The following is a 21038-nucleotide window of genomic DNA, read 5'->3' as shown; positions in this document are numbered from 1 at the left end:
ATCAGGCAAAGGATCAGAGCCAGCATATTTTCACGCGAAAATAAAATGTTGAAGATTCGCTTCATCGTTATGCCTTTCTAAGAAACGCTTCCATGAACTCGTTCAACTCGCCGTCGAGCACAGCCTGCGTGTTGCCTGATTCATGATCGGTGCGATGATCTTTCACCATTTGATACGGATGCAACACATACGAGCGGATCTGACTCCCCCACTCGGCTTTTGTGTATTCGCCGCGCAGGACTGCCCGTTCTTCCTCCCGTTCAGCCTGCCTCAGTTCCAGCAAGCGGGCTCGCAAGATGCGCATGGCGAATTCGCGGTTCTGCGTCTGCGAGCGTTCGTTCTGACATGTGACCACGATGCCCGTCGGGATGTGAGTCAGCCGCACAGCCGTCGCGTTCTTTTGCACGTTTTGCCCGCCCGCGCCGGAGGAGCGGAACACGTCCATTTTGATCTCGCTCGGGTCAATTTGGATCTCCGCTTCATCCATGGCGACTTGAGGCAAAATTTCTACGAGGGCAAACGACGTGTGCCGACGGTGCGCCGAATCGAACGGCGAGAGGCGCACGAGGCGATGCACGCCTTTTTCCGAGCGCAGATACCCAAAGGCGTACTCGCCGTCCACTTCGATGGTGACGCTTTTGATGCCCGCTTCCTCGCCCGAAGTTGAATCGAGAATTTCCGTTTGGAAGCCGCGGTCCTCCGCCCAGCGCAGGTACATGCGTTGAAGCATCGCCGCCCAATCTTGCGAGTCGGTTCCGCCCGCGCCGGCGTGGATGGCAAGGATCGCCGAGTCGCGGTCGTATTTGCCGGAGAACATGGCGGTAAAGGAACGCTTTTCCAGTTCGGTTTCGAGCGAGGAGAGTTCAACTTCCAATTCGCCGCGCAGGCTTTCATCGTCGAGTTGCGCGAGTTCAAACGCGTCATGCAGTCGGCGCGAAAATGCCCGCCATGATTCCACTTCGGTTTTCAGGGAGTTGTGTTGTTTCATCATCCCTTGCGCGCGCGAGGGATTATTCCACAGATCGGGCGCTTCTATTTCTTTGTCGAGTTGGGAGAGTTGCGATTCTTTAGACGCAAAGTCAAAGACGCACCATTAATTGCTGGGTTAGGTCTTGCAGGGGTTTGAGTCGGTTGACGAGGTCTTGCATGGTTGCTCCAAAAAACAGAGATTAGAGACTAGAGACTTGAGACAGTCTCCAGTCTCTAGTCTCGGAATGATTAATCACTTGCGCCCATAATCCCGTTTACAAACGCGTCCGGGTCAAACAGCGCGAGGTCTTCGGGTTTTTCGCCGAGACCGGCAAACAGGATCGGCAAACCTAACTCGCGTTGAATGGCGAAAGCAAATCCGCCGCGGGCAGACGAATCCAATTTGGATAGTATCACCCCGGTCACGCCAACGGCATCCTTGAATGCTTTTGCCTGTTGCATTGCATTTTGACCGGTGGTGGAATCAAGCACCAGCCACACGGCATGAGGCGCGCCAGGCAGCGCCTTGCCGATCACGCGATACACTTTCTTGAGTTCTTCCATCAAGTTGAAGCGCGTGTGCAAGCGACCGGCGGTATCGATAAAGACGATATCCATTTTACGCGCGATGCCCGCCTGCACCGCGCTGAATGCGACCGCGCCCGGGTCGGACCCAGGGCGCTGGATATCACATCGACGCCGATGCGTTCGCCCCAGACTTGCAACTGGTCCACCGCCGCGGCGCGGAACGTATCCGCCGCGCCAAAAAGAATGGATTTTCCCTCCGCCTGATACCGCTGTCCCAGTTTGGCGATCGTGGTTGTTTTGCCAGCGCCATTGACGCCGACGACCATGATCACGGTTGGGGCGGATTTCAATTCGAGCGGCGACGGGGTTTCGAGGCGAGAGCGGAGTTCCTCGCGGAGGGCGCGCGAAAGCTCATCGGAGCGAGTCAATCCCCCCTCCCGAACGACGCGGCGAAGCGTATCCAGAATATTGCCGGCAATCTCGATTCCCAAATCTGCTTGAATCAGGGATGCTTCCAGTTCATCCCACGAGTCGTTGGTGATTTCAGTTGCGCCAACGAGGGCGGCGATACGCCCGAACGTTGCTTTGCTTGTTTTCGCAAGCCCCGTCTTCCATTTTGCAAACAGGTCGGTCATGACGGGCGATTATAACATGTGGGTTTGTGTTATACTCTTTTCGCTTGATGCAAAACAAAAGAAAAAAAGGCAACTCATGTTCAACGAACCCATTCACATTACAGATGAAACGTACGAAAAAACTGTCCTGCAATCTTCGATCCCAGTAATCGTTGATTTTTGGGCGCCCTGGTGCGGACCTTGCAAAATGGTCGCGCCGATCCTCGATAAATTCGCAAAAGAGTTCGAGGGAAAATTGCTGGTCGCAAAAATCAACACCGATGAAAACCCCCATTGGATGATGGAGTATGGTATTCAGGGGATTCCGACCATGCTGTTCGTGGCAAATGGAAAGATTGTCCATCGTCAGGTTGGAGCGCTTCCCGAACGCATGTTGCGCGACACAGTCACCCAATTTTTAGAGACCGTATCCGCTTCGTAAAACACAAGGAGTCGCAATGAAGAAGGTCATTCCCGCGCTCGTTGTTCTTTTGGTTGTCGGCGCCTGCCTGCCAACGGTTCCAACGCCAATTTCACCAACCGCCACCGCGGTGATCGGATCTTCAAACACCCCCACGCTTGCGCCTTCCAACACGGCCCCTCCGTCTGAAACGCCTGTCGTCTTCAACCCATCAGTTACGGCCGTTTCGGCTTCCTCCACACCTGAATCGACCGTCACCTCTTCGCCTTTGCCAAACCTGACGTCCACGCTGGTAACCTCGACTGACGCGCCTGCCACGCTGGCGCAGTCTACGGCTACCGGGGCGCAATCCACTTCAACTCCAACATTGGGCACGCCGGGCGGGCCGTCGCTTACGCCCACCCTCGGTATTCTGAAATATGGAACGCTTCCGCCTGAAGTTCCATTTAACAGGATCACCCTGGTCAATCGTTCGAAAAGGCAGGCATACATCTCTTTGCAGGTTACGATGCCCGATGGTCGATATTCGATCATCGAATATCCTGTTTATGGTCAGGTGAAGATCAAAGCGCCGCTAGGGTATTATATATACGTGGCGTGGGTTGGCGGGAACAAAATGACCGGCACATTCCGTCTGACATCGACGGACGGTTTAGTGATCTATTTGTTCAAAGATAAAGTTGTCATCAAGTAATAAACCATGAAAAAGGATTTTGAATTCGCAAATGAAGCAAAAGTTAATTCTATTTGTATCGATTCTGGCGCTTCTGCTTTCCGCATGCGGCGGCGGGCAGGAAGCGCCAACCCTGAACGCCGGTGACGTTGCCGGCACCGCGCAAGCGGCGGCATTCACCATGATCGCCCAAACACAAGCCGCCATCCCAACAGAAACATCCCTCCCACCCACAGCAACGTTCACGTCCACCTCCCTCCCCACTGAGACTTCATCCCCAACCCCGACGATCGATCCGTTACTTCCCACGGCGACCTTTACACTTGCCCCTCAATCATCCGCGCCCACACAGGATAATTGCAATAAGATTCTCTCGGAATGGTCTGTGCCTACTATTAAAATTCTTGTGGAAAACGAGACAAAACCGAAAGGCACGATAACACTTTCTTTATATGTGACCACAGTCCAGAACGAATGCGGATTCATCCCCGCATACGGAGGTTCATTCTCGGGCCCGAAGGATATTACAGCGCCGCCGCTTTCGTGGATGGTAAGAAGGATTTCAAAACGTTCGGCGGATTCCTGCTCACCGGCGGCAGTTGGACGATCGTCGTCCGAAATGACACAATCGTTGCCAAGGGTGGTTGTTACCCGAACTGCTGATCGTGACAACCAATACAAGAAAGGTATGATGAAAAAGTTAACCGTTCTCCTCTCTCTTCTGTCTCTCTCTGCCATGATCGCCGGGTGCGGCGGCGGCGAACCAACTGTCCCAACCCTGAGCGTGGCAGATGTGCAATCCACTGCGGTGTCGGCGGCGTTTACGATCGTGGCAGAGACTCAAGCGGCGATTCCTACCAACACGCCCCTGCCTCCCACTGAAACCCCCACATCAACGCCCGCGGCGACGAATACCTCCGTCCCTTTGCCCACGCTGGAATCGACGCTGACCAATACTCCCGCCAGCGTTGGAGGGAATCCGTGCGATACTCGCGTTCTTGGGAAACCACTTGGCAAGAATACGACGATCAAAATCGATAATTTGACAAAATCGCGGGTGGCTGTTTCTTTGTATTTGAACGAAACGGCGAGTCATAACGAATGCGGCTATCGGTATTACGAATTACCAAAAAACGGATCCACGGTAATCACCGACTTGGTCATTGGATGCTACAACCTCTGGGCATGGAATCTCGATGGGAAACCTTTCAATTCCTCCGGCTCTGGGTGTATCAATAATCCAGATAAATGGACTTTTCAAATATCCGAAGAGATGATCAAGTTTATTGGTCCATAATCCTGCGAACCAGAATGACCCGCCCTGAAATCTTTCAGGGCGTTTTTTTATTCCTTGTCATGCTACTGCCTGCGTTTTACAAGGAAAACAGCGGTACGGGCGAATTGCCCAAGGCGATCTATGTACTCACCGCCTCAACCCGCGCTTTCGTCAGTTTGATCAAATCAACGACAGGCAGCTTAATGTTGAGTCCTCTCTGCCCGCCCGAAATATGGATTTGCTCAAAATTTTTCGCCGACGAATCGAGGACAACCTGAAACCCCTTGTTGAGCAGGGCAAGCGGCGAGATACCTCCCGCCTGCAAACCAGTGATGTGCTCCGCTTCTTTTTCAGTCGGCAGGTGAACCTTTTTCTCACCGAGCGCAGAAGCAAGCAACTTCAAATCCACAACCGAATCGCCGGAAACCAAGACCAACAAAGGTTTTTTGGGTTTATCTCGCAACACAACGATCGTTTTGAAAATAGACGCGGGATCCGCGTTGAGCAGGCGCGCGGTCTCTTGCGCGCCATGTTTCTCCGGTGAAAGTTCATACGCGATGTATGGAATTCTGCGCGAGTCAAGCAAGCGGGTAACATTATTGACGATCGTCATTTCAAACTCTCCCAAATAAATCAGCGTTTTCGCCGCGTTACGAACTGCGGGCCGGCGCAAGGGCACTCGTCCAAAACCCATTGTGTCAGGAATCAGGCAACTCTCATAGAACCTGAATTGTAACGGGGATGGGAAAATTTTTCAGTAGTACAATACCACGCATGAAATCGGCGCACAATGCGGTCCCGCTCGAAAAATTAATGGGGCAACTCCCCGAATCGTATGGCTTCTCTGAGAAGGAGTTGATCCAGCGCGCCTACCGAGTGGCGGAAGAGGCGCACCGCGACCAAAAGAGGCATTCCGGTGAACCGTATATCAACCATTGCCTGGCGGTGGCAGGCATTTTGGCAGATCTTAAAGTACCATCCGAGGTGATCGCGGCGGCGTTGCTTCACGACACAGTGGAAGACACCCCCATCAGCCTCGGCGATATTCGCAGAGATTTTGGGGATACCATCGCGACTCTCGTCGATGGGGTGACAAAGTTGACAAAACTTCCGCGAGTCTCGCGCGGCGACCAGCACGCAGAAAGACCCGAATCATCCGACGACGCATTGGATCCAGACATCATCCCTGCTAACGCGCGCGCACGCAAACAAGATATGGCATCTGAAACCCTACGGAAAACATTCCTCGCCATGGGCGACGATGTGCGCGTCGTGCTGATCAAACTAGCAGATCGCCTCCACAACATGCGGACGCTCGGCTTCATGCCCGAAGCCAAACAAAAGCGCATTGCCAAAGAGACTCTCGAAATCTTTGCCCCGCTCACGAACCGCCTCGGCATCTGGCAGATCAAATGGGAATTGGAAGACCTTGGCTTCCGATACCTCAACCCGGAAAAGTACAAGGAAATTGCCGAAGAATTGCAAGAAAAACGACCCGAGCGGGAAAAACAAATCGTAGACATCAAAGAAGCCCTTACCCGTTTGCTTGAAGCAAACAACATCAAAGCCGAAGTTAGCGGACGTCCTAAACATATTTATTCCATCTTCAAAAAGATGGCGCAGAAGGGAAAATCGTTCGATCTGGTTCGGGATGTGCGCGCCATGCGACTCCTCGTTCAGGACATCCCCTCGTGCTACGCCGCGCTTGGAGTAATTCACACCACGTGGAGACCCATCCCCGGCGAATTCGACGATTATATTGCCGCGCCAAAAGAAAACTTCTACCAATCGCTTCACACAGCCGTCATCTACGAAGACGGCCGCCCGTTGGAAATTCAGATCCGCACGCAGGAGATGCACGAAAACGCAGAATACGGCATCGCCGCCCACTGGAAATACAAAGAAGGCGCCAAGCGCGATAAAAGCTACGAACAGCGCATTAACTGGCTCCGCAACATGATGGAATGGAAGACCGACGTGCACGACGCGACAGAATTCGTCGAGAGTATGAAATCGGATGTATTCCAGGACCGCGTCTACGTCTTCACCCCGCGCGGAGACATTTACGATCTCGCTGTCGGTTCAACCCCCATTGATTTTGCCTACCACGTCCACACCGATATCGGCCACCGCTGTCGCGGCGCGCGGGTGAACGGCAAACTCGTCCCCTTGCAACAAGCGTTGAAGACGGGCGACCAGATCGAAATTTTGACAGCGAAGCGCGGGGGTCCAAGCCGCGATTGGTTAAATCCGAATCTGGGGCTGGTCAAGACGCAACGAGCGCGATCCAAAGTCAAAGCATGGTTCAAAAAGCAGGAGGATGAACAAAACCTCGCCCAGGGACGCGCCGGATTCGAACGCGAATTGAGCCGCCTTGGAATTTCCGAATTGAATTTCGAAAAGATGGCGTGCGAACTTGCCTACAAAACTTCCGATGAAATGTTCATCGCCCTCGGTAATGGCGATCTTTCCCTCAGCAAAATCATCAAACAATTGGAAGGGACGGAAGAAACCGCGGATATTCTGCAAGCCACCCCCGCGCCAGAGACCAAAACCTCCCCCGATGCGATTCAGGTTGTCGGACTGAAAGGCTTGCTTTGGCAAATGGCAAAATGTTGTTCGCCCATGCCCGGAGACCAGATCATCGGGTACATCACGCGCGGGCGCGGCGCGACAATTCACCGACAAGATTGCCCGAATATTTTACACAGAGAGGATACCGAGCGGCTCGTGCAAGTGGATTGGGGAACCACCCAACAAACCTACGCCGTGCCCGTCACCGTGAAAGCATACGACCGCGATGGATTGCTCGGTGATATTTCAACCCTGCTGCAAGGCGAGAGCGTGAATATCAAAGATGTGTCTGTTAGTTACAACCGAAGCGTTGCCGATCTGCGCCTCGTAGTTGATGTGCGCGACCTGGAGCAGTTAAGCCGCGTGCTCACGCGTATTGAAAGCGTGCCAAATGTGTTGGAGGCGCAGAGAACAAAGCCGGGGTAAATTGGTTCCTCGGTAGTTGCCGTGATTCTGTACACGGATTGGACGGATTTCGCGGAATATCACCATTCGTGCCAATCGCAAGTTACACAGTATAATGTCGCCGCTTCCTATGAATCTGCTCAGCGTCCGTGAAGCGCGCGAGCGCATACTTTCCCACTTTCAACCTGGCACAACCGAAGCCTTGCCTGCGGCAGAGTCTTTGAATCGCATCCTCGCGCAAGACGTGACCGCGTTGGACGACCTGCCTCCATTTGACAACTCCTCGATGGATGGCTTTGCCATTCGCGCGATCGATGTGGCCGATGCAAAACCCGCTTCACCACGGACTTTACGCGTGATCGCAGACATCCCTGCCGGCTCGCCGCCGACAGTTTCCATCGCCCCGGCGAAGCGGCTCGCATCATGACTGGCGCCCCGGTGCCTCTGGGCGCCGACGCGGTGATCCCCGTGGAAGATACCGATTTTCAAGACCGAGCTGCTGGCGCGCCCCCGCCGGAGGTGACGATGTTCAAAAACGTGATCCAAAACGAGAACACTCGTCAGCGCGGCGCGGATGTACGCTCAGGCGACATCGTCTTGCGTATAGGACGAAAATTAAAACCTCAAGATGTCGCGCTCTTGGCATCTTTGGGGTACTCCACTGTGGAAGTATTCCGCAAGCCCCGCGTGGCACTCTTCTCCTCTGGCGATGAATTGCTAGACGCAAGCCAGCCTCTCGAACCGGGCAAGATCCGCGACTCAAACTCGCCCATGCTGGCTGGGCTAATCGAGTCGGCCGGCGCGGAGGTGGAAAAACTTGGCACAGCAAAAGATACCTACGAATCTGTCAAAGCGGCGCTCGACAAAACGTCCGCGCTGAAAGTGGACCTGATCCTCTCTTCGGCGGGCGTGAGCGTGGGCGCGTTCGATTACGTGAAGAGCGTGATCGAGTCGAACGGCAAAATGGATTTTTGGCGCGTGAACATGCGCCCCGGCAAACCGCTTGCTTTCGGCGAATACAATGGCATTCCATTCATCGGCTTGCCGGGTAATCCCGTGTCGGCGTTTGTGGGGTTTGAGGTATTTGTCCGCACGGCGCTGGGGCGGCTGGCAGGGCTGAGGGAGAGAAACAGGCTCACCGTCCGCGCGCGATGCGAGGAGGAAATCAATTCCGATGGACGAGAGAGTTATCTGCGCGCCAATCTCCGCGACGAAAACGGGTCTCTCGTCGCGCGCTTGACCGGGCACCAGGGTTCGGGCAACATTCTATCGTTGGTGCAGGCGGATGCTTTACTAATTATTCCCGCTGGTGTAAAATGCGTGCCTGCTGGTCAGGAAGTTGAGGCTTGGTTATTATGAGGATTTATGAATAAGCGGCTCGCGCAAATTTCACTGGCGATCACCGTTATCGGGTTGCTCGTCGCGTCTTACATGACAGTGTACAAATTTACAAGCAAGGAACTTCAAGCCGCCATGTGCGTTGGCTCGGAAGGATGCTCGGTGGTGAACGCCAGCCCTTACTCTGAAGTGCGCGGCGTTCCCGTGGCAATCATCGGGGTGGTCGGGTACCTTGCTTTGTTGGCTGTGCAAATCCTTGAGCGCCGACCCGGTATGTTTCAAGACAATGGCGCGATGATTTTCTTCGGGATTTCAGTGACCGGGTTTTTGTTTACAGTGTATCTGGTCTTTGTCGAGGTCGCGCTGATCAAAGCCTATTGTCCGTTCTGCATCACATCACAAGTGGCGATGACCCTGCTGTTTGTCATCTCAGTCATTCGCCTTATCAAACAACCCTAATTCAGGAGGATTGAATGCCCCGTATCAAATGTCATTACACCGATTGTGTCTTTCTTGATGAAGGTTATTGCTCAGCCGCTGCGGTAGAGTTCGACCCCGACACCGGTTGCGCCACCTACACCCCCAGCGACGAAGCCGCCGCCAAAGAAGATTGGGACGAAGAAGAAGCGGAGGAATGGGACGAAGAGGAAGATGATGACGAGGATGAATCTTGGGACGAAGAGGAAGATGAGTTCTAACGCATCGTTCCCCAAGTGAAATCTGGTCGCCCAAACTAAGGCAGACGACGCGTCGTCTGCCTTTATGTTTTTAACTCGTATAACAACACGCCCGCCGCCACCGCTAAATTTAACGAACTGACTTTCCCCCGCATCGGCAGGGATACTGTCACATCGCAAGCGTTAACCTGCTCCGCGGACAGACCCTTTTGTTCGCTACCCAGCACAAGCGCCCACGGGGTTTGCGGAACGAGAGACTTATAATCCACATCCGCATGGGCAGACGCGCCGATCAATTGACGCCCTGCCGTTTGCGCCCAGACGCGAAATTCTTCGAATGAAGTTTGCGCAATGCCCTTCCAAAAGATCGCGCCCATGCTGGAGCGGATCAAGGTTGGGTGATATAACTCGACCCCGCCATCCAAAAGAAACAAGGCGTCGATTCCAATCGCGTCCATCGTGCGGAGGATCGTCCCGACATTGCCCGGATCTTGTGGCGAAACCAGCGCGACAACAGGGCTGGATGACGTGAGGCTCGATGCAAGGGTTTGTCTCTGGCGAACCACAGCGACAATGCCTTGTGGGTTATCTTTCTCTGCCAGAGAGTTGGCTACGTCTCTTGAAACAGGAAGCGCCTTTTCCGAAACCCGGGCAATGAGTTCTTTGGCGTATTTACTCGCAAGCAGATCAGGCGCGTAAAAAATCGACTCCACATTCCAACCCGCATCCAACGCCTGCCCGATGTGGTGGATCCCTTCCACGAGGAACAAACCCGTTTCAATACGATGCTTTTTCTGCCGCAATGAGCGGGCGCGCTTCACAAGTTCGTTATTCGCGCTGACGATCAAAGGGCTTGCTCATGCTTCACTCACCCGCTACCACGGTCAACTTTCCAACCATGCCCGCCATGAGATGTCCTTGGATCCCACAGACAACGCTATACTCGCCCGGCGCGGACGGAGCAGTGAACGTCAACGTGACCGATTGCCCGGGCAGGCACTTTCACCTCCCAATAGATATTCTGCTTATCTTCTTCGTCAAACTCATCGCCCGCATCGGCGCCAAATTTTAGGATGGCAAATTCATGCTCCACCACTCCATTGTTCACCGCGTTGATCGTGATTTCCCGCCCCGCCATAATCGTAAAGGAATTGGGCGTGAATTGAAAGTCGGTCAGGGTTACATCGATGGCGGCGGATGACCCGCCGTCTTTACAGGAAGTCAATAGTAAACATACGAGCATTACGGTGATGACCGCATACATTTTCATGGTTCTCTCCGGGGAAAGCGATCCGTTAATTCAGGGATAATCGTATGAAAACCGGCGTTGGCGTAAACAATAGACTTTATCCCAATAAACAAAAGTGGCCGAGACGCTGAAAACGCTGATTTCGCTGATGCAAGAAAAGAAAATCTGCGGCTTCCGCATGGTCAGCCCCGATGTATTTCGATAGAGTCATTGTAATTCAGTTCCGTGTACATTAGGCGGTAGAATGTGCTCATGAGCCAGTTCTTTGCAGAAAACTACCTCGGTTCTGCCTTCAACCTGTTCGGCATCGCGCACATCGGCGGGTTGACCTTTATCCTTTTCTTGAATCTTTTCCTCATCCATTTCAAGAACGCCAGCAACGCGACCAAGAGCAAAATCCGCTGGACACTGGCGTTGATTCTGCTGGTCAACGAGGTCGCTTGGCACGCATGGAATTACGCCGTCGGCTGGTGGACGATCCAGACCATGCTTCCACTTCACTTGTGTAGCCTGCTGGTGTGGATGGGCGCGTTGATGCTGGTCACAAAAAATTACGCCATCTACGAGTTTGCGTATTTTCTCGGCATCGGCGGCGCGATACAGGCATTGATCACGCCCGATCTCGGCATCTATGGCTTCCCACACTTCAGGTTTTTTCAAACGTTTATTTCGCATGGATTGATCGTTACCTCCGCAATATACATGACCGCCGTGGAACGGTTTCGTCCCACGTGGAAGTCGATCGTCAGGGTGGCGATTTGGATGAACATCTATGTTGTCACGATCTATTTCATCAACACAGCCATTGGCAGTAATTATCTGATGATCAATTACAAGCCGAACACGTCCAGCCTGCTCAGCCTGCTCCCCGATTGGCCCCTCTATGTGCTTTATATGGAAGGGATCGGCATTGTGACTTGCCTGCTTTTATATCTTCCTTTCGCAATCAAAGATTGGCGCAACAAGAATCAAGCAAACAAAGACAGCGCCTCGCGGCTGGAAAGCATTTCAAAATAAGGTAGAATATCAATCCCCATCGGGGCGATGGCGGAATCGGCAGACGCAACGGACTTAAAATCCGTCGGTAGTGATATCGTGAGGGTTCGACCCCCTCTCGCCCCATTTTCCGCGCCCGCCCTCTCTCCCACGAGAGAGAGGCAAGGGGCGAGAGTTAACCATCATGTACTTTACGCGCCAGCAACTTGAAGAAATAGAAGATAAAAGCCTCGCGCCCTACGGCATGCGGAGCAAAGACTCAAAAGGACGCGCCTACCTGGACAGCGAACCGGACTACCGCACATCGTTCCAACGCGACCGCGACCGTATTCTCCACACTACAGCCTTTCGCCGCCTCGAATACAAGACACAGGTTTTCATCAACTTTGAAGGCGACTACTTCCGCACCCGCCTCACCCATACCCTCGAAGTTGCCCAGATCGGCAGAACATTTGCCCGCGCCCTCGGCGCCAACGAAGACCTCGTGGAAGCGGTCTGCCTCGCGCACGACCTGGGGCACTCGCCGTTTGGTCATTCTGGCGAAGCCGCATTGGCGCGATTGATGAAAGATCATGGCGGATTCGACCACAACAAACAATCCCTGCGTATCGTCACCGAACTCGAACAGCGTTACCCCGAATTCCCGGGTTTGAACCTGACGTGGGAAGTCCGCGAAGGGATGGTCAAACACGAATCCGAATACGACATTTCTGACGCGCGCGAGTATCAGCCCGACCTGCGCGGCAACCTCGAAACACAGATCGCCAATGTCGCCGACGAACTAGCCTACACGACTCACGACCTTGATGACGGCTTGCGTTCAGGCATGATCACGCCGCAGATGCTCGATGGCATTGCCTTGTGGGAAATTCTGCGCGAAACCTACAACTGGAGCGGGCGCGAACTGGAGGAGATGGAACGTCACCGCATGATCCGCCAACTTGTGGGCATCCTGATCACCGATATGGTCGAAGCGACTGACAAACGCCTGAAAGAAAGCAAGGCAAAGTCCGCGCTCGATCTTCAGAAACTGAAACACAATATGATCGGGCACAGCGAAGACATGCAGCGCCGCAACCGCGAACTGAAAGACTTCCTGTACAAGAAACTCTATCGCCATTATCGCGTGGCGCGGATGCAGGTTAAAGCGGAACGGCTGATCACTGATCTGTTCCATGCGTATCAGGCGGAGCCGTTGATGCTTCCCGACTCGGTACAAACCTTGATCGACAAGCGCGGACTGGAACGCGCGATCTGCGATTACATCGCCGGCATGACCGACCGTTATGCCATCGAAGAACATCAGAAACTTTTTAGTCCGCTCGAAAAGCCATAGGAACAGGTGAAGAATGTCTCAACCAATGTATCTCACTCCCGAAGGGGAGGCAAAACTAAAGACCGAATTAGTGGAACTCACCGGGGCGCGACGCGAAGAACTTGCCCAGCGCCTGCGATCCGCCATTCAAATGGGCGACCTTTCTGAAAACGCGGATTATCACAAAGCAAAAGAGGACCAAGCCTTTCTCGAAGGACGCATTCAGGAGATCGAAGCCATTCTACGCATGGCTGTGATCGTCGAAAAGAAACAAAGCGACGTGGTGATGGTTGGCTCGCGCGTCACTGTGCAGGAGGCAGGTTTTGACCCAGAGACCTTCTCCATGGTCGGAGCGAAGGAAGCGGATCCGCGCAACAACAAGATATCGAACGAGTCGCCGATTGGGAGGGCGTTGATGAATCACCGGGCAGGCGAAACCGTGGAGGCGCAAACCCCCGGCGGTACACTACAAATAAAGATACTCAACGTGGAATAAAAACAGGGTTTAAAGGAAACCCCGGCCGCCCCGGCGCCCCTGCCTTTGGCTTGCTGACGATAGCGGCGGAGTTCAATCCGACTTGCTTTGGCGATGCCTTGGCTTTGGGCATTTGGGTTGAGAGGCAGGCGGCCACTCCAACATTCCTAAACCCGCCGTTCGGTTAGGAGGCCTTTTTGGATTGGTAGGGTTTGGTCTCGATATAGACCATGGGGGGGGACACACGACCCTGCCCGGAAAGCAGGTGACTGAAGCGCTCTCTCAGCGTGCCGGCGCCCTGGAGGTGTTGTTTGAGGTAGTCCCCGCCTCTGGCAGTTTTCTGTGCGTAGCCTGTCGCCGGTTGCCTGGGACGTGTTGTTGCATAAGCAACTGTCTGGGGGAGGCTAGCCCACCACGCTTCGGTCCTATTTGCCGTTAGCCGCGCCCCCCCTTGCGCGACTGGCTGTTCAGCGGGTCCCCCGAGCGTTCTTGCTCTCGTACTTCTCCAAACGCGGCATCTCTGCTAATTTCTTGCCTTTGCGCGCCCTCCTTCAACTGGGGTTGATTCCCCTGCTCCCTTCGCTAACTCGCTTTGCTCGCCAGTCTCCCAGGTTTTCCTCCCCATATACTGCATTCTCGCGTTCGTTCACCTGCTCGATTCATCCAGCAACGCCTGAATTTGCTGTTGTAGTTCTCCTTGTATTTCGCGTCTTCTCGCCCACACCACTTTGTGCGGTGGAGTTGGGCCCGCTGCTCCCATCCACAAAGTAATCTCCATCTTCACGTAGCCCTTCCACCAGAAGCTCCATCATCAAGCGAACACTTTCCGCACCCTTCCTTCAACTCGCCAGGAAAGTCCCCGCTGATCCACTGAAGCCAATATTCCCCCGCCTTTTCGATCTTCCGCAGAATGACTTTGGGGTAGGCTACACAATCACCTTCAACATCTCGCGGATGATAACTGCCGTCCCCCCCTTGATTTGTAAAGCGGCTCGGTCCAGCTCTCCCGACGCGATTGACCACCCGTCCGATGTTTTCAGGATTAATTCTTCCAAACTGGCGGCAGGACTCAACTGCTCCATTGCGTACGGCTTGAAGGTGAGGTTGGTCTCTCCTGTATTAACTTTTCCCATGGGCTGTCCTCCCCTTTTTAGACAGCCCCTGTTCGTCGAAGAGGATGGGGTTATTTCGCGGCGCGGGGCCAGACCGCAAATTCCAGCGTGACGCGTTGGAAGTAACTATTTTGGGGCATCGAGCCCATTCCGTATTCCAAATCCACCACGGTGGCGAGGAGTTGCAGATTGGCGGTCTCCAACAGGATTTGTTCCCTCGGCTGAAGCAAGACCAACTCTCCCTTGGCTTCGAGCCGGTCGCGAATCTCCGGGTTGTTGAAGGCATGGTCAGACATCAGCACTTTGGTGGCGGTTTTGATATCGTTTTCCTCGAAGAGCCAGATTTCCAGCGCGGTGACCTTCTTCGGCTCGCCGACGCCGATCTTTTCACAAATGCCAACACCGAACTCGCCGAGGTACTTCCCCGCCTGCGTGTCGATGCTGAACGATTCATCGTACAGGTCGTAACCGTACACATACGTTGTTAGGGATTGCGTGATCGGGGGCTCAAGGCCATGTTGCTGATAATCGGTGCGCTCGATGCTCTTGTTGAGTTTGGTCGCTTCCATCGCCGGGGTGACCGTGCCGCTCCCTTTGCGGAACAAACGGAACAGATAGAATGCGGCAACCGCCAGGAGGATAGCAACCACCGCGATCGCTCCGTACAGGACGAACCGACCTATGCCGGAAGACACCGAACCAGAAGATGGGACCTCCGCGCCAGGCGTTTGGGGGTTTTGAATAGGCGCGCCTTTCACCGCCTGCACCAGCACCCCAAACTCTTGCACTTCCTGTGAGGTCAGGTTCCCCGGATCAGATTGCAAGCTGATATACGCGGGAGCGGCGGAGGCGCCGAGGCTGTCCCAACGGCGCATGGCGGCGTCCACATCGCCGGTCTTGTTATAGGAATCGATGGTCATCCGCAGGAAGTCTTGTTGCAAATCAAAGCGCATCACGTCCGGCGTGGTATCCACCACTTCAACGGGCCAAATTCCCCACGCGAACGTAATCCCAAGCGCCAAACCTAAAAGCACTCCGAGGATGAATACGATCCGATTATTCTTTAGAAGGTTTTTCACGATCGCGATTATCGCTTCCATAGCCTTTTCCTTTTTTCGCAGGTTTCGCTAATTATATACCATCCCACATTCAATACAACACCTGAATTACCTACCATGTCGCCCTGAGGGAGCGTTCTTCAGCGACCGAAGAGTCTCGATCGCAATAACAGAGATGCTTCGGGGCGCGAGGTGTCCCTCAGCATGACATGCCGTTATTGACTTACTTCCTCTCCATCAAATACAACACCCGTTCCGATTCGCGGATCTCAACCGCCTCTCGAATTGCGAAACGTTCAACAAATGCCGCTTCAAATCCCTCGCGTGTGTACGAGGGGAAAATATCTTTCCGCGAGGCGAGTAGTTTCTGCACTTGGCTATCTTGCTTCGGGACGAACTCGATCACCAGCCATTTTGTGGTTTCGGCAAAAAAGTCCGCGAGTTGAGGTAGCGGCACATTGTTTGAAATCGCGAGATGATGAATGACCGCCAGAGCCAGCGCCAGATCGGCGGGACCTCGCCCACCGAACGAATCGCGCTCACGGTTCGCCCAGCCGATGGCGGGACTCGGATTCGTCAGGTCTAATAATAGCGGCAAAAGATTCTCAGTTTTATCGTGCTTCATCTGCCGATAATTTTGTTCGACGGCGGCGGGATCAATATCGAACGAAACAACGAACGCGCTGTTCGCGCCAGCCACGCGGCTGAACTCGCCGTTGTTCGCGCCCAAGTCCCAGGTGAGCGCGGGCTTGAGTCGCGCCGACCATTCGCCCACGAGTTGCTTTTTGTGTTCAAACGCCGCGTCGGAATAATTGGTGATGTCGTAATAATTTCCCCATTCGGTGCCGCGCGGAGTCCAATCGAGTTTTTGAATCGTAGACTCGAGACTCTCGATCAAACCTGTCATCGCTTGTCGGCTCATCGAACCTCCACGCGACTTGACTTCCTCACCCGCATATTTTTTCTGCGCGCCCGCGTGAACGTGAATATGCGTAAGCAAACCAAAATTAAATCTTGTCTTCGTTGGGAGCAATTCGCTCGCAAGGTCAAGCGGCACGCCGTCAATGTAGGCGCGCAAAAGTTGACTCAAGCGCACGTCGCGCAATGCCATCAACGCCAGCGGCGCGAGAAAATGTTGGCAGAATTGTTTATATGCCACCCACGGCTGTCCCTCTTCATACACTTCAAACGACAACGTGTCGATCAACGTCGCTTTGCCGCGCACGAATTGCATGTTGTACGCGCTCGCGTCTTTCAACGACATGTCCGCTTTCAACGCGCGCTTTTGGATGGTCAACGTCGCCAGCGCGGCAGACTTCAACTGCCCGAACGACCATTCATACGGATACGAAATGAACGGCACGCGCTCAGGCTGGATGACTTTAAATGCTACATCCCCTTTAGGGGACGCTTCGCTCTCAGGGGCAACCTGATTCGCTTCGACATGCGGAATCAAAAACCCAGCCTTCACCAGCCTCTCGTACAACCCCGACTCCATCAAACGCGAATAATCGCGCTCGTAAGCGCGATTAATCTGTCGGTACAGGACTCCGCCTCGAGAAAACAAAAACCCGCTGGGGTCCCGAAAAGAAGCGGGTAGTCCTCCGCTATTCGTTTTCTGATTCGTCATCGTCTTCGGTCGGCTTCGGTTTGACTCCGAACCATCCTTTGATCTTGCTCCACGAGGCGCGGAATGCGACCCCTAAACCAAGCAGTGCGGCGATGGCGAGTTGAATCAAAAAACTGCCAGAGCCAGGATCGAGATATGGAAGAGGCGCAAAGTGCATGGTGACTCCTATTCAACTGTTTCGGGAATAATCGTTTCGAGCAGGAAAGTTTCCTGACAGTTCGTGCATTGCGCTTCGCGTTTGTTGGCGTACACAAGCAAGCCGTTGCATTTTGGGCAGGGCTGTTTGAGCGGGCGCTTCCACGAGGTGAAATCGCAATTCGGATAATTCGCGCATCCGTAGAACGTGCGCCCTTTGCGCGTTTTCTTTTCGACGATGTCGCCGCCGTCTTTGGGGCATTGCACGCCGATCTTGACGAGCCACGGTTCGGTGTAACGGCAATTGGGGAAGTTCGCGCACGAAATAAATTTGCCGAAGCGACCATAACGGATGACGAGATCGCCGCCGTCGGTGGGACAGATGCGCCCGATCTTTTCTGGCGCGCTTTTTGTGACGGGCATTTCTGCCTGCGCTTTTTTCAAGTCTTCCGCGAACGGATGATAGAACTCGTGCATCACTTCCGTCCACTCGGCTTGACCGTTCGAGATCATGTCGAGGTCTTCTTCCATACGCGCGGTGAATTTCAGGTCAACGATGTCGGGGAAGTATTCCACCATCAAATCATTGACTTGGATTCCGATCTCCGTCGGCACGAGTCGTTTTTCTTCGCGCAAGACGTATCCGCGCGCTTGGATCGTGGAGATCGTCGGCGCGTATGTGGACGGGCGACCAATGCCATCTTCTTCGAGCGCTTGCACAAGCGACGCTTCCGAATAACGCGGCGGCGGTTGTGTGAAATGTTGTTCGGGGATGAGGCGAATCAATTCCTGCTTTTGTCCCTCGGCAATGCCCGCAGGGATTTTGACATTCTCTTCCTCATCTTCTTCCGATTTTTTATCTTCGTTCTTGGCTTCTTCATACACGACCAAAAAGCCCGCGAACTTCACCGCAGAACCAGAGGCGCGCAATAAATATTCGTGCGCGCTTGTTTTGCCTGTCACTTCTACTTGTAGCGTGTCGTATACCGCCGCTTCCATCTGCGAAGCGACAAAGCGTTGCCAGATCAAACGATACAACTTGAACATGGCAGGCTCGAGAAATTCTTTCACCGATTCAGGTTCGCGCATCACCGAGGTTGGGCGAATCGCTTCGTGCGCTTCTTGCGCGTTGGCGGAGCGTTTTGTATATTGCGGCGGTTCGTCAGGCAAAAAGTCTGCGCCGTATTTTCCCGTCACATATTGCCGCGCTTCCTGTTGCGCGAGAGCGGAAACGTTGGTCGAGTCGGTTCGCATGTAGGTGATGAGACCCGTCGTGCCGCCGTTGCCCACGTCCTGCCCTTCATATAATCCCTGCGCCAGCGCCATCGTGCGTTTGGCGGTGAAGCCGAGTTTGCGCGAAGCCTCCTGTTGCAGGGTCGAAGTCGTAAACGGCGCGGCAGGCTTACGTCGGCGTTCGCCGCGCTTGACCTTCGTCACCGTGTACGCGGCAGTCTCCATATCCACAAGGATCGGCTTGACCGTTTCTTCGTTGGGCAGTTCGGGATCGGCATCGTCTATCTTCGCCAGCTTCGCAAGAAAATTGGATTTCAATCCCTCGGGCTGGAACTCGCCATGGATGGACCAATACTCGACAGGCACGAACGCTTCGATCTCACGTTCTCTCTCGACGATCAGCCTGAGCGCCACCGATTGAACGCGTCCCGCCGACAGGCGTCCGCGCACCTTCTCCCAGAGGATCGGGCTGATGCTGTAGCCGACCAAACGATCCAGCACGCGACGCGCTTGCTGGGCGTTCACCAAATCCATGTTGATGTCGCGCGGATGCGAGAACGCTTCTTTGATGGCGGGTTCGGTGATCTCGTGAAAGACGACGCGCTTCGTGCGCGCAGGTTCGATCTCTGCCGACTCGAGCAAATGCCACGAAATCGATTCGCCTTCGCGGTCGGGATCGGTTGCGAGATAAATCTCTTCGGCTTTTTGCGCCAACTTCTTGAGTTCTTTGACGACTTCTTTTTTCTCGTTTGGCACGCGATACTTCGGCGTGAAGCCGTTGTCCACATCCACCGATAACTGCGACTTCAACAAATCACGCACATGCCCCACCGATGCGCGGACTGTGTATCCCTTGCCGAGAAAACGACCGACGGTCTTCGCCTTCGCGGGCGATTCGACGATGACGAGTTTGCCGTCGCGCTTTTCCACCTTTGCCACCTTCTCAGGCTTCGGCGGCGGGACGAGTCCCGCGTGCGCGTCGGTCTTTCCCATGCGATATAGTTTTGTTCCACACACTGAGCAAGTGCCAATCGTGACAGGAGACGCCTTCGCGTTGAAACCCGCGACAGGGTCTTTCATCTCACGTTTGGTCTTGCATTTCATACAATAGGCTTCCATAAATTACCTTTACACCGTCATTGCGAGGGCGGTGTTCTTCCGCCCGAAGCAATCTCCAACACGTTGACGGAGATCGCTTCGTCGGGCTACGCCCTCCTCGCAATGACGAGTTACAAAAATTTCTCCTGTTTCGCTTTCTTCAACTTTTCCACAACATCGCGCACGCGCTGGGCTTGATCCGCTTTGCAGACCAACAGCACGTCGCCCGAATCTACCACAATCACGTTATCCATACCAATAGTGACCATCAAGCGTCCGTTGTTTGCGCTGTAGACGAGCGTGTGATGCGAGTCGATTTCGATATGCTCGGTATTGACCGCGACATTTCCATTCGCGTCTGGCATCAACACTTCGAACAACGAATCCCACGCGCCCACGTCGCTCCAACCGAGTCCGCCCGCGGGAAGGACTGCAACTTTCTCCGCGTGTTCCATGATCCCGTAATCAATCGTCTGGCTTTTCAGCCCCGACCAATGCTCTTGTATCACAGCCTCGCGTTTTGGAGTATCCCACGCGGACGAAATTTCGCTAACAACTTTGAAGAGTTCGGGCATTTGACGTTCAACTTCGGCGAGAATCACGTTTGTTTTCCAAACGAACATGCCGCTGTTCCATGAATGGTCGCCGCTTTGAAGCAACTGTTGCGCGGTGACTTCATCGGGCTTCTCTTTGAATCGCTTCACTGTGTAGACAGGATATTTGTATTCGTCAGGCAATGGCTCGCCTTGTTGAATATACCCATATCCAGTGGATGGAAACGTCGGTGTGATTCCCAGCGTGACGAGATACTCTTTTTCCGCCACATCGAATGCAGAAGCGATGAGGTACTTGAACAGATCCTTGTTGCGGATGTGATGGTCCGCTGTTTGGATCGTCATCATCGCTTGCGGATCGCGCTTTTGCAAAACCGCCGCCGCCAATGCTACCACAGACGCCGTCCCGCGCGGCGCAGGCTCGATCAAATAGTTCTCTTTGGGGATGGCAGGGACTTGTTCCTGCATCACACGCGCTTGCTCTGCAACGGTGACGATCAAGATTCGTTCAGGCGGAAACAACGCCTCCAGCCGCGCAACCGTGCTTTGAAAAAGAGTCTCTTTGCCGAGCAAAGGCAATAATTGTTTCGGCGTTTCTTTGCGTGAGAGAGGCCACAGACGAGTCCCCCCGCCTCCAGCCATGATGACAGCGTATGTGTGTGGATTCATTAGCAAATATTTTGATCCCAGAGTAATTCGGTGGTTGAG

At 54.0% G+C, this 21038-nt stretch carries 21 protein-coding genes, 1 tRNA gene and 2 pseudogenes; 12 read left to right on the top strand and 12 right to left on the bottom strand.

Features of this window, described 5'->3' with window-relative positions; all coding sequences use genetic code 11:
• Positions 1 to 67: 67 nt before the first annotated feature.
• Positions 68 to 1099 (bottom strand): annotated as a pseudogene (prfB, locus tag IPM31_13220) (peptide chain release factor 2).
• A gap of 119 nt (positions 1100 to 1218) precedes the next feature.
• A pseudogene (gene ftsY / locus IPM31_13215) lies at positions 1219 to 2132 on the bottom strand (signal recognition particle-docking protein FtsY).
• A 16-nt stretch (positions 2133 to 2148) separates the two neighbouring features.
• Between ftsY and trxA the strand changes: the two are divergent.
• From trxA to IPM31_13200, 3 genes are read left to right on the top strand one after another with little or no spacing between them, the layout of a single operon-like run.
• Positions 2149 to 2553: a thioredoxin gene (gene trxA / locus IPM31_13210; protein ID MBK9007939.1), complete on the top strand. Its 405-nt coding sequence runs from the start codon at positions 2149 to 2151 to the stop codon at positions 2551 to 2553.
• 16 nt (positions 2554 to 2569) lie between these two features.
• Positions 2570 to 3226 carry a hypothetical protein gene (locus tag IPM31_13205; protein ID MBK9007938.1) on the top strand — a complete coding sequence of 219 codons (657 nt, stop codon included), beginning with the start codon at positions 2570 to 2572 and terminating at the stop codon, positions 3224 to 3226.
• A 31-nt stretch (positions 3227 to 3257) separates the two neighbouring features.
• Positions 3258 to 4502 (top strand): hypothetical protein, encoded by a 1245-nt coding sequence (locus IPM31_13200; protein ID MBK9007937.1) that lies wholly within the window; start codon positions 3258 to 3260, stop codon positions 4500 to 4502.
• Between the two features lie 118 nt (positions 4503 to 4620).
• On the opposite strand, the gene IPM31_13195 is transcribed toward IPM31_13200, so the two are convergent.
• Complete coding sequence (locus IPM31_13195; protein MBK9007936.1) at positions 4621 to 5094, bottom strand: Cys-tRNA(Pro) deacylase; 474 nt, start codon at positions 5092 to 5094, stop codon at positions 4621 to 4623.
• 161 nt (positions 5095 to 5255) lie between these two features.
• Here IPM31_13195 and IPM31_13190 point away from each other — a divergent pair, with 161 nt between their 5' ends.
• The 5 genes from IPM31_13190 (at position 5256) to IPM31_13170 (ending at position 9496) form a co-directional block, all read left to right on the top strand.
• On the top strand, positions 5256 to 7481 hold the full coding sequence (locus IPM31_13190) for a bifunctional (p)ppGpp synthetase/guanosine-3',5'-bis(diphosphate) 3'-pyrophosphohydrolase (GenBank protein ID MBK9007935.1): 2226 nt from the start codon (positions 5256 to 5258) through the stop codon (positions 7479 to 7481).
• Between the two features lie 94 nt (positions 7482 to 7575).
• Positions 7576 to 7887, top strand: a complete 312-nt coding sequence (locus tag IPM31_13185) for a hypothetical protein (protein MBK9007934.1) — start codon at positions 7576 to 7578, stop codon at positions 7885 to 7887.
• Positions 7884 to 8819: a molybdopterin molybdotransferase MoeA gene (locus IPM31_13180; protein ID MBK9007933.1), complete on the top strand. Its 936-nt coding sequence runs from the start codon at positions 7884 to 7886 to the stop codon at positions 8817 to 8819. Before IPM31_13185 ends, IPM31_13180 begins: the two co-directional genes overlap by 4 nt.
• Positions 8820 to 8825: 6 nt before the next feature.
• Positions 8826 to 9257, top strand: a complete 432-nt coding sequence (locus tag IPM31_13175) for a vitamin K epoxide reductase family protein (protein MBK9007932.1) — start codon at positions 8826 to 8828, stop codon at positions 9255 to 9257.
• A gap of 14 nt (positions 9258 to 9271) precedes the next feature.
• Positions 9272 to 9496, top strand: a complete 225-nt coding sequence (locus IPM31_13170; GenBank protein ID MBK9007931.1) for a hypothetical protein — start codon at positions 9272 to 9274, stop codon at positions 9494 to 9496.
• 62 nt (positions 9497 to 9558) lie between these two features.
• Here IPM31_13170 and IPM31_13165 read toward each other — a convergent pair whose 3' ends face one another.
• From IPM31_13165 to IPM31_13155, 3 genes are read right to left on the bottom strand one after another with little or no spacing between them, the layout of a single operon-like run.
• On the bottom strand, positions 9559 to 10323 hold the full coding sequence (locus IPM31_13165; protein ID MBK9007930.1) for an RNA methyltransferase: 765 nt from the start codon (positions 10321 to 10323) through the stop codon (positions 9559 to 9561).
• A 16-nt stretch (positions 10324 to 10339) separates the two neighbouring features.
• A complete protein-coding gene (locus IPM31_13160; protein ID MBK9007929.1) occupies positions 10340 to 10450 on the bottom strand; it encodes a hypothetical protein in 111 nt (36 codons plus the stop codon).
• Positions 10413 to 10745 carry a cupredoxin domain-containing protein gene (locus IPM31_13155; protein ID MBK9007928.1) on the bottom strand — a complete coding sequence of 111 codons (333 nt, stop codon included), beginning with the start codon at positions 10743 to 10745 and terminating at the stop codon, positions 10413 to 10415. Before IPM31_13155 ends, IPM31_13160 begins: the two co-directional genes overlap by 38 nt.
• Positions 10746 to 10976: 231 nt before the next feature.
• On the opposite strand from IPM31_13155, the gene IPM31_13150 reads away from it, so the two are divergent.
• The 4 genes from IPM31_13150 to greA all read left to right on the top strand — a co-directional run bounded on the left by IPM31_13150 (position 10977) and on the right by greA (position 13531).
• Positions 10977 to 11741 carry a TIGR02206 family membrane protein gene (locus IPM31_13150; GenBank protein MBK9007927.1) on the top strand — a complete coding sequence of 255 codons (765 nt, stop codon included), beginning with the start codon at positions 10977 to 10979 and terminating at the stop codon, positions 11739 to 11741.
• A 21-nt stretch (positions 11742 to 11762) separates the two neighbouring features.
• Positions 11763 to 11846 (top strand) — tRNA-Leu (locus IPM31_13145).
• Positions 11847 to 11904: 58 nt separating this feature from the next.
• A complete protein-coding gene (locus tag IPM31_13140) occupies positions 11905 to 13056 on the top strand; it encodes a deoxyguanosinetriphosphate triphosphohydrolase (GenBank protein ID MBK9007926.1) in 1152 nt (383 codons plus the stop codon).
• A gap of 13 nt (positions 13057 to 13069) precedes the next feature.
• Positions 13070 to 13531: a transcription elongation factor GreA gene (greA, locus tag IPM31_13135; GenBank protein ID MBK9007925.1), complete on the top strand. Its 462-nt coding sequence runs from the start codon at positions 13070 to 13072 to the stop codon at positions 13529 to 13531.
• Positions 13532 to 14436: 905 nt separating this feature from the next.
• On the opposite strand, the gene IPM31_13130 is transcribed toward greA, so the two are convergent.
• From IPM31_13130 to IPM31_13105, 6 genes are all read right to left on the bottom strand, one after another.
• Positions 14437 to 14643 (bottom strand): hypothetical protein, encoded by a 207-nt coding sequence (locus IPM31_13130; protein ID MBK9007924.1) that lies wholly within the window; start codon positions 14641 to 14643, stop codon positions 14437 to 14439.
• 50 nt (positions 14644 to 14693) lie between these two features.
• A complete protein-coding gene (locus tag IPM31_13125) occupies positions 14694 to 15722 on the bottom strand; it encodes a hypothetical protein (GenBank protein ID MBK9007923.1) in 1029 nt (342 codons plus the stop codon).
• 181 nt (positions 15723 to 15903) lie between these two features.
• On the bottom strand, positions 15904 to 17310 hold the full coding sequence (locus tag IPM31_13120) for an SAM-dependent methyltransferase (protein ID MBK9007922.1): 1407 nt from the start codon (positions 17308 to 17310) through the stop codon (positions 15904 to 15906).
• A complete protein-coding gene (locus IPM31_13115; GenBank protein MBK9007921.1) occupies positions 17288 to 17467 on the bottom strand; it encodes a hypothetical protein in 180 nt (59 codons plus the stop codon). Before IPM31_13115 ends, IPM31_13120 begins: the two co-directional genes overlap by 23 nt.
• 8 nt (positions 17468 to 17475) lie before the next feature.
• Entirely contained in the window at positions 17476 to 19797 is a 2322-nt protein-coding gene (gene topA / locus IPM31_13110; GenBank protein MBK9007920.1) for a type I DNA topoisomerase, read from the bottom strand.
• Between the two features lie 110 nt (positions 19798 to 19907).
• Entirely contained in the window at positions 19908 to 20999 is a 1092-nt protein-coding gene (locus IPM31_13105) for a mannose-1-phosphate guanylyltransferase (protein MBK9007919.1), read from the bottom strand.
• Positions 21000 to 21038: the final 39 nt, after the last annotated feature.

The sequence above is a fragment of the Candidatus Defluviilinea gracilis genome (assembly GCA_016716235.1).
GTDB lineage: Bacteria > Chloroflexota > Anaerolineae > Anaerolineales > Villigracilaceae > Defluviilinea > Defluviilinea gracilis.
The sequence above is the reverse complement of the archived record's forward strand: the minus strand, read 5'-3'. Positions and strand labels throughout refer to the sequence as shown.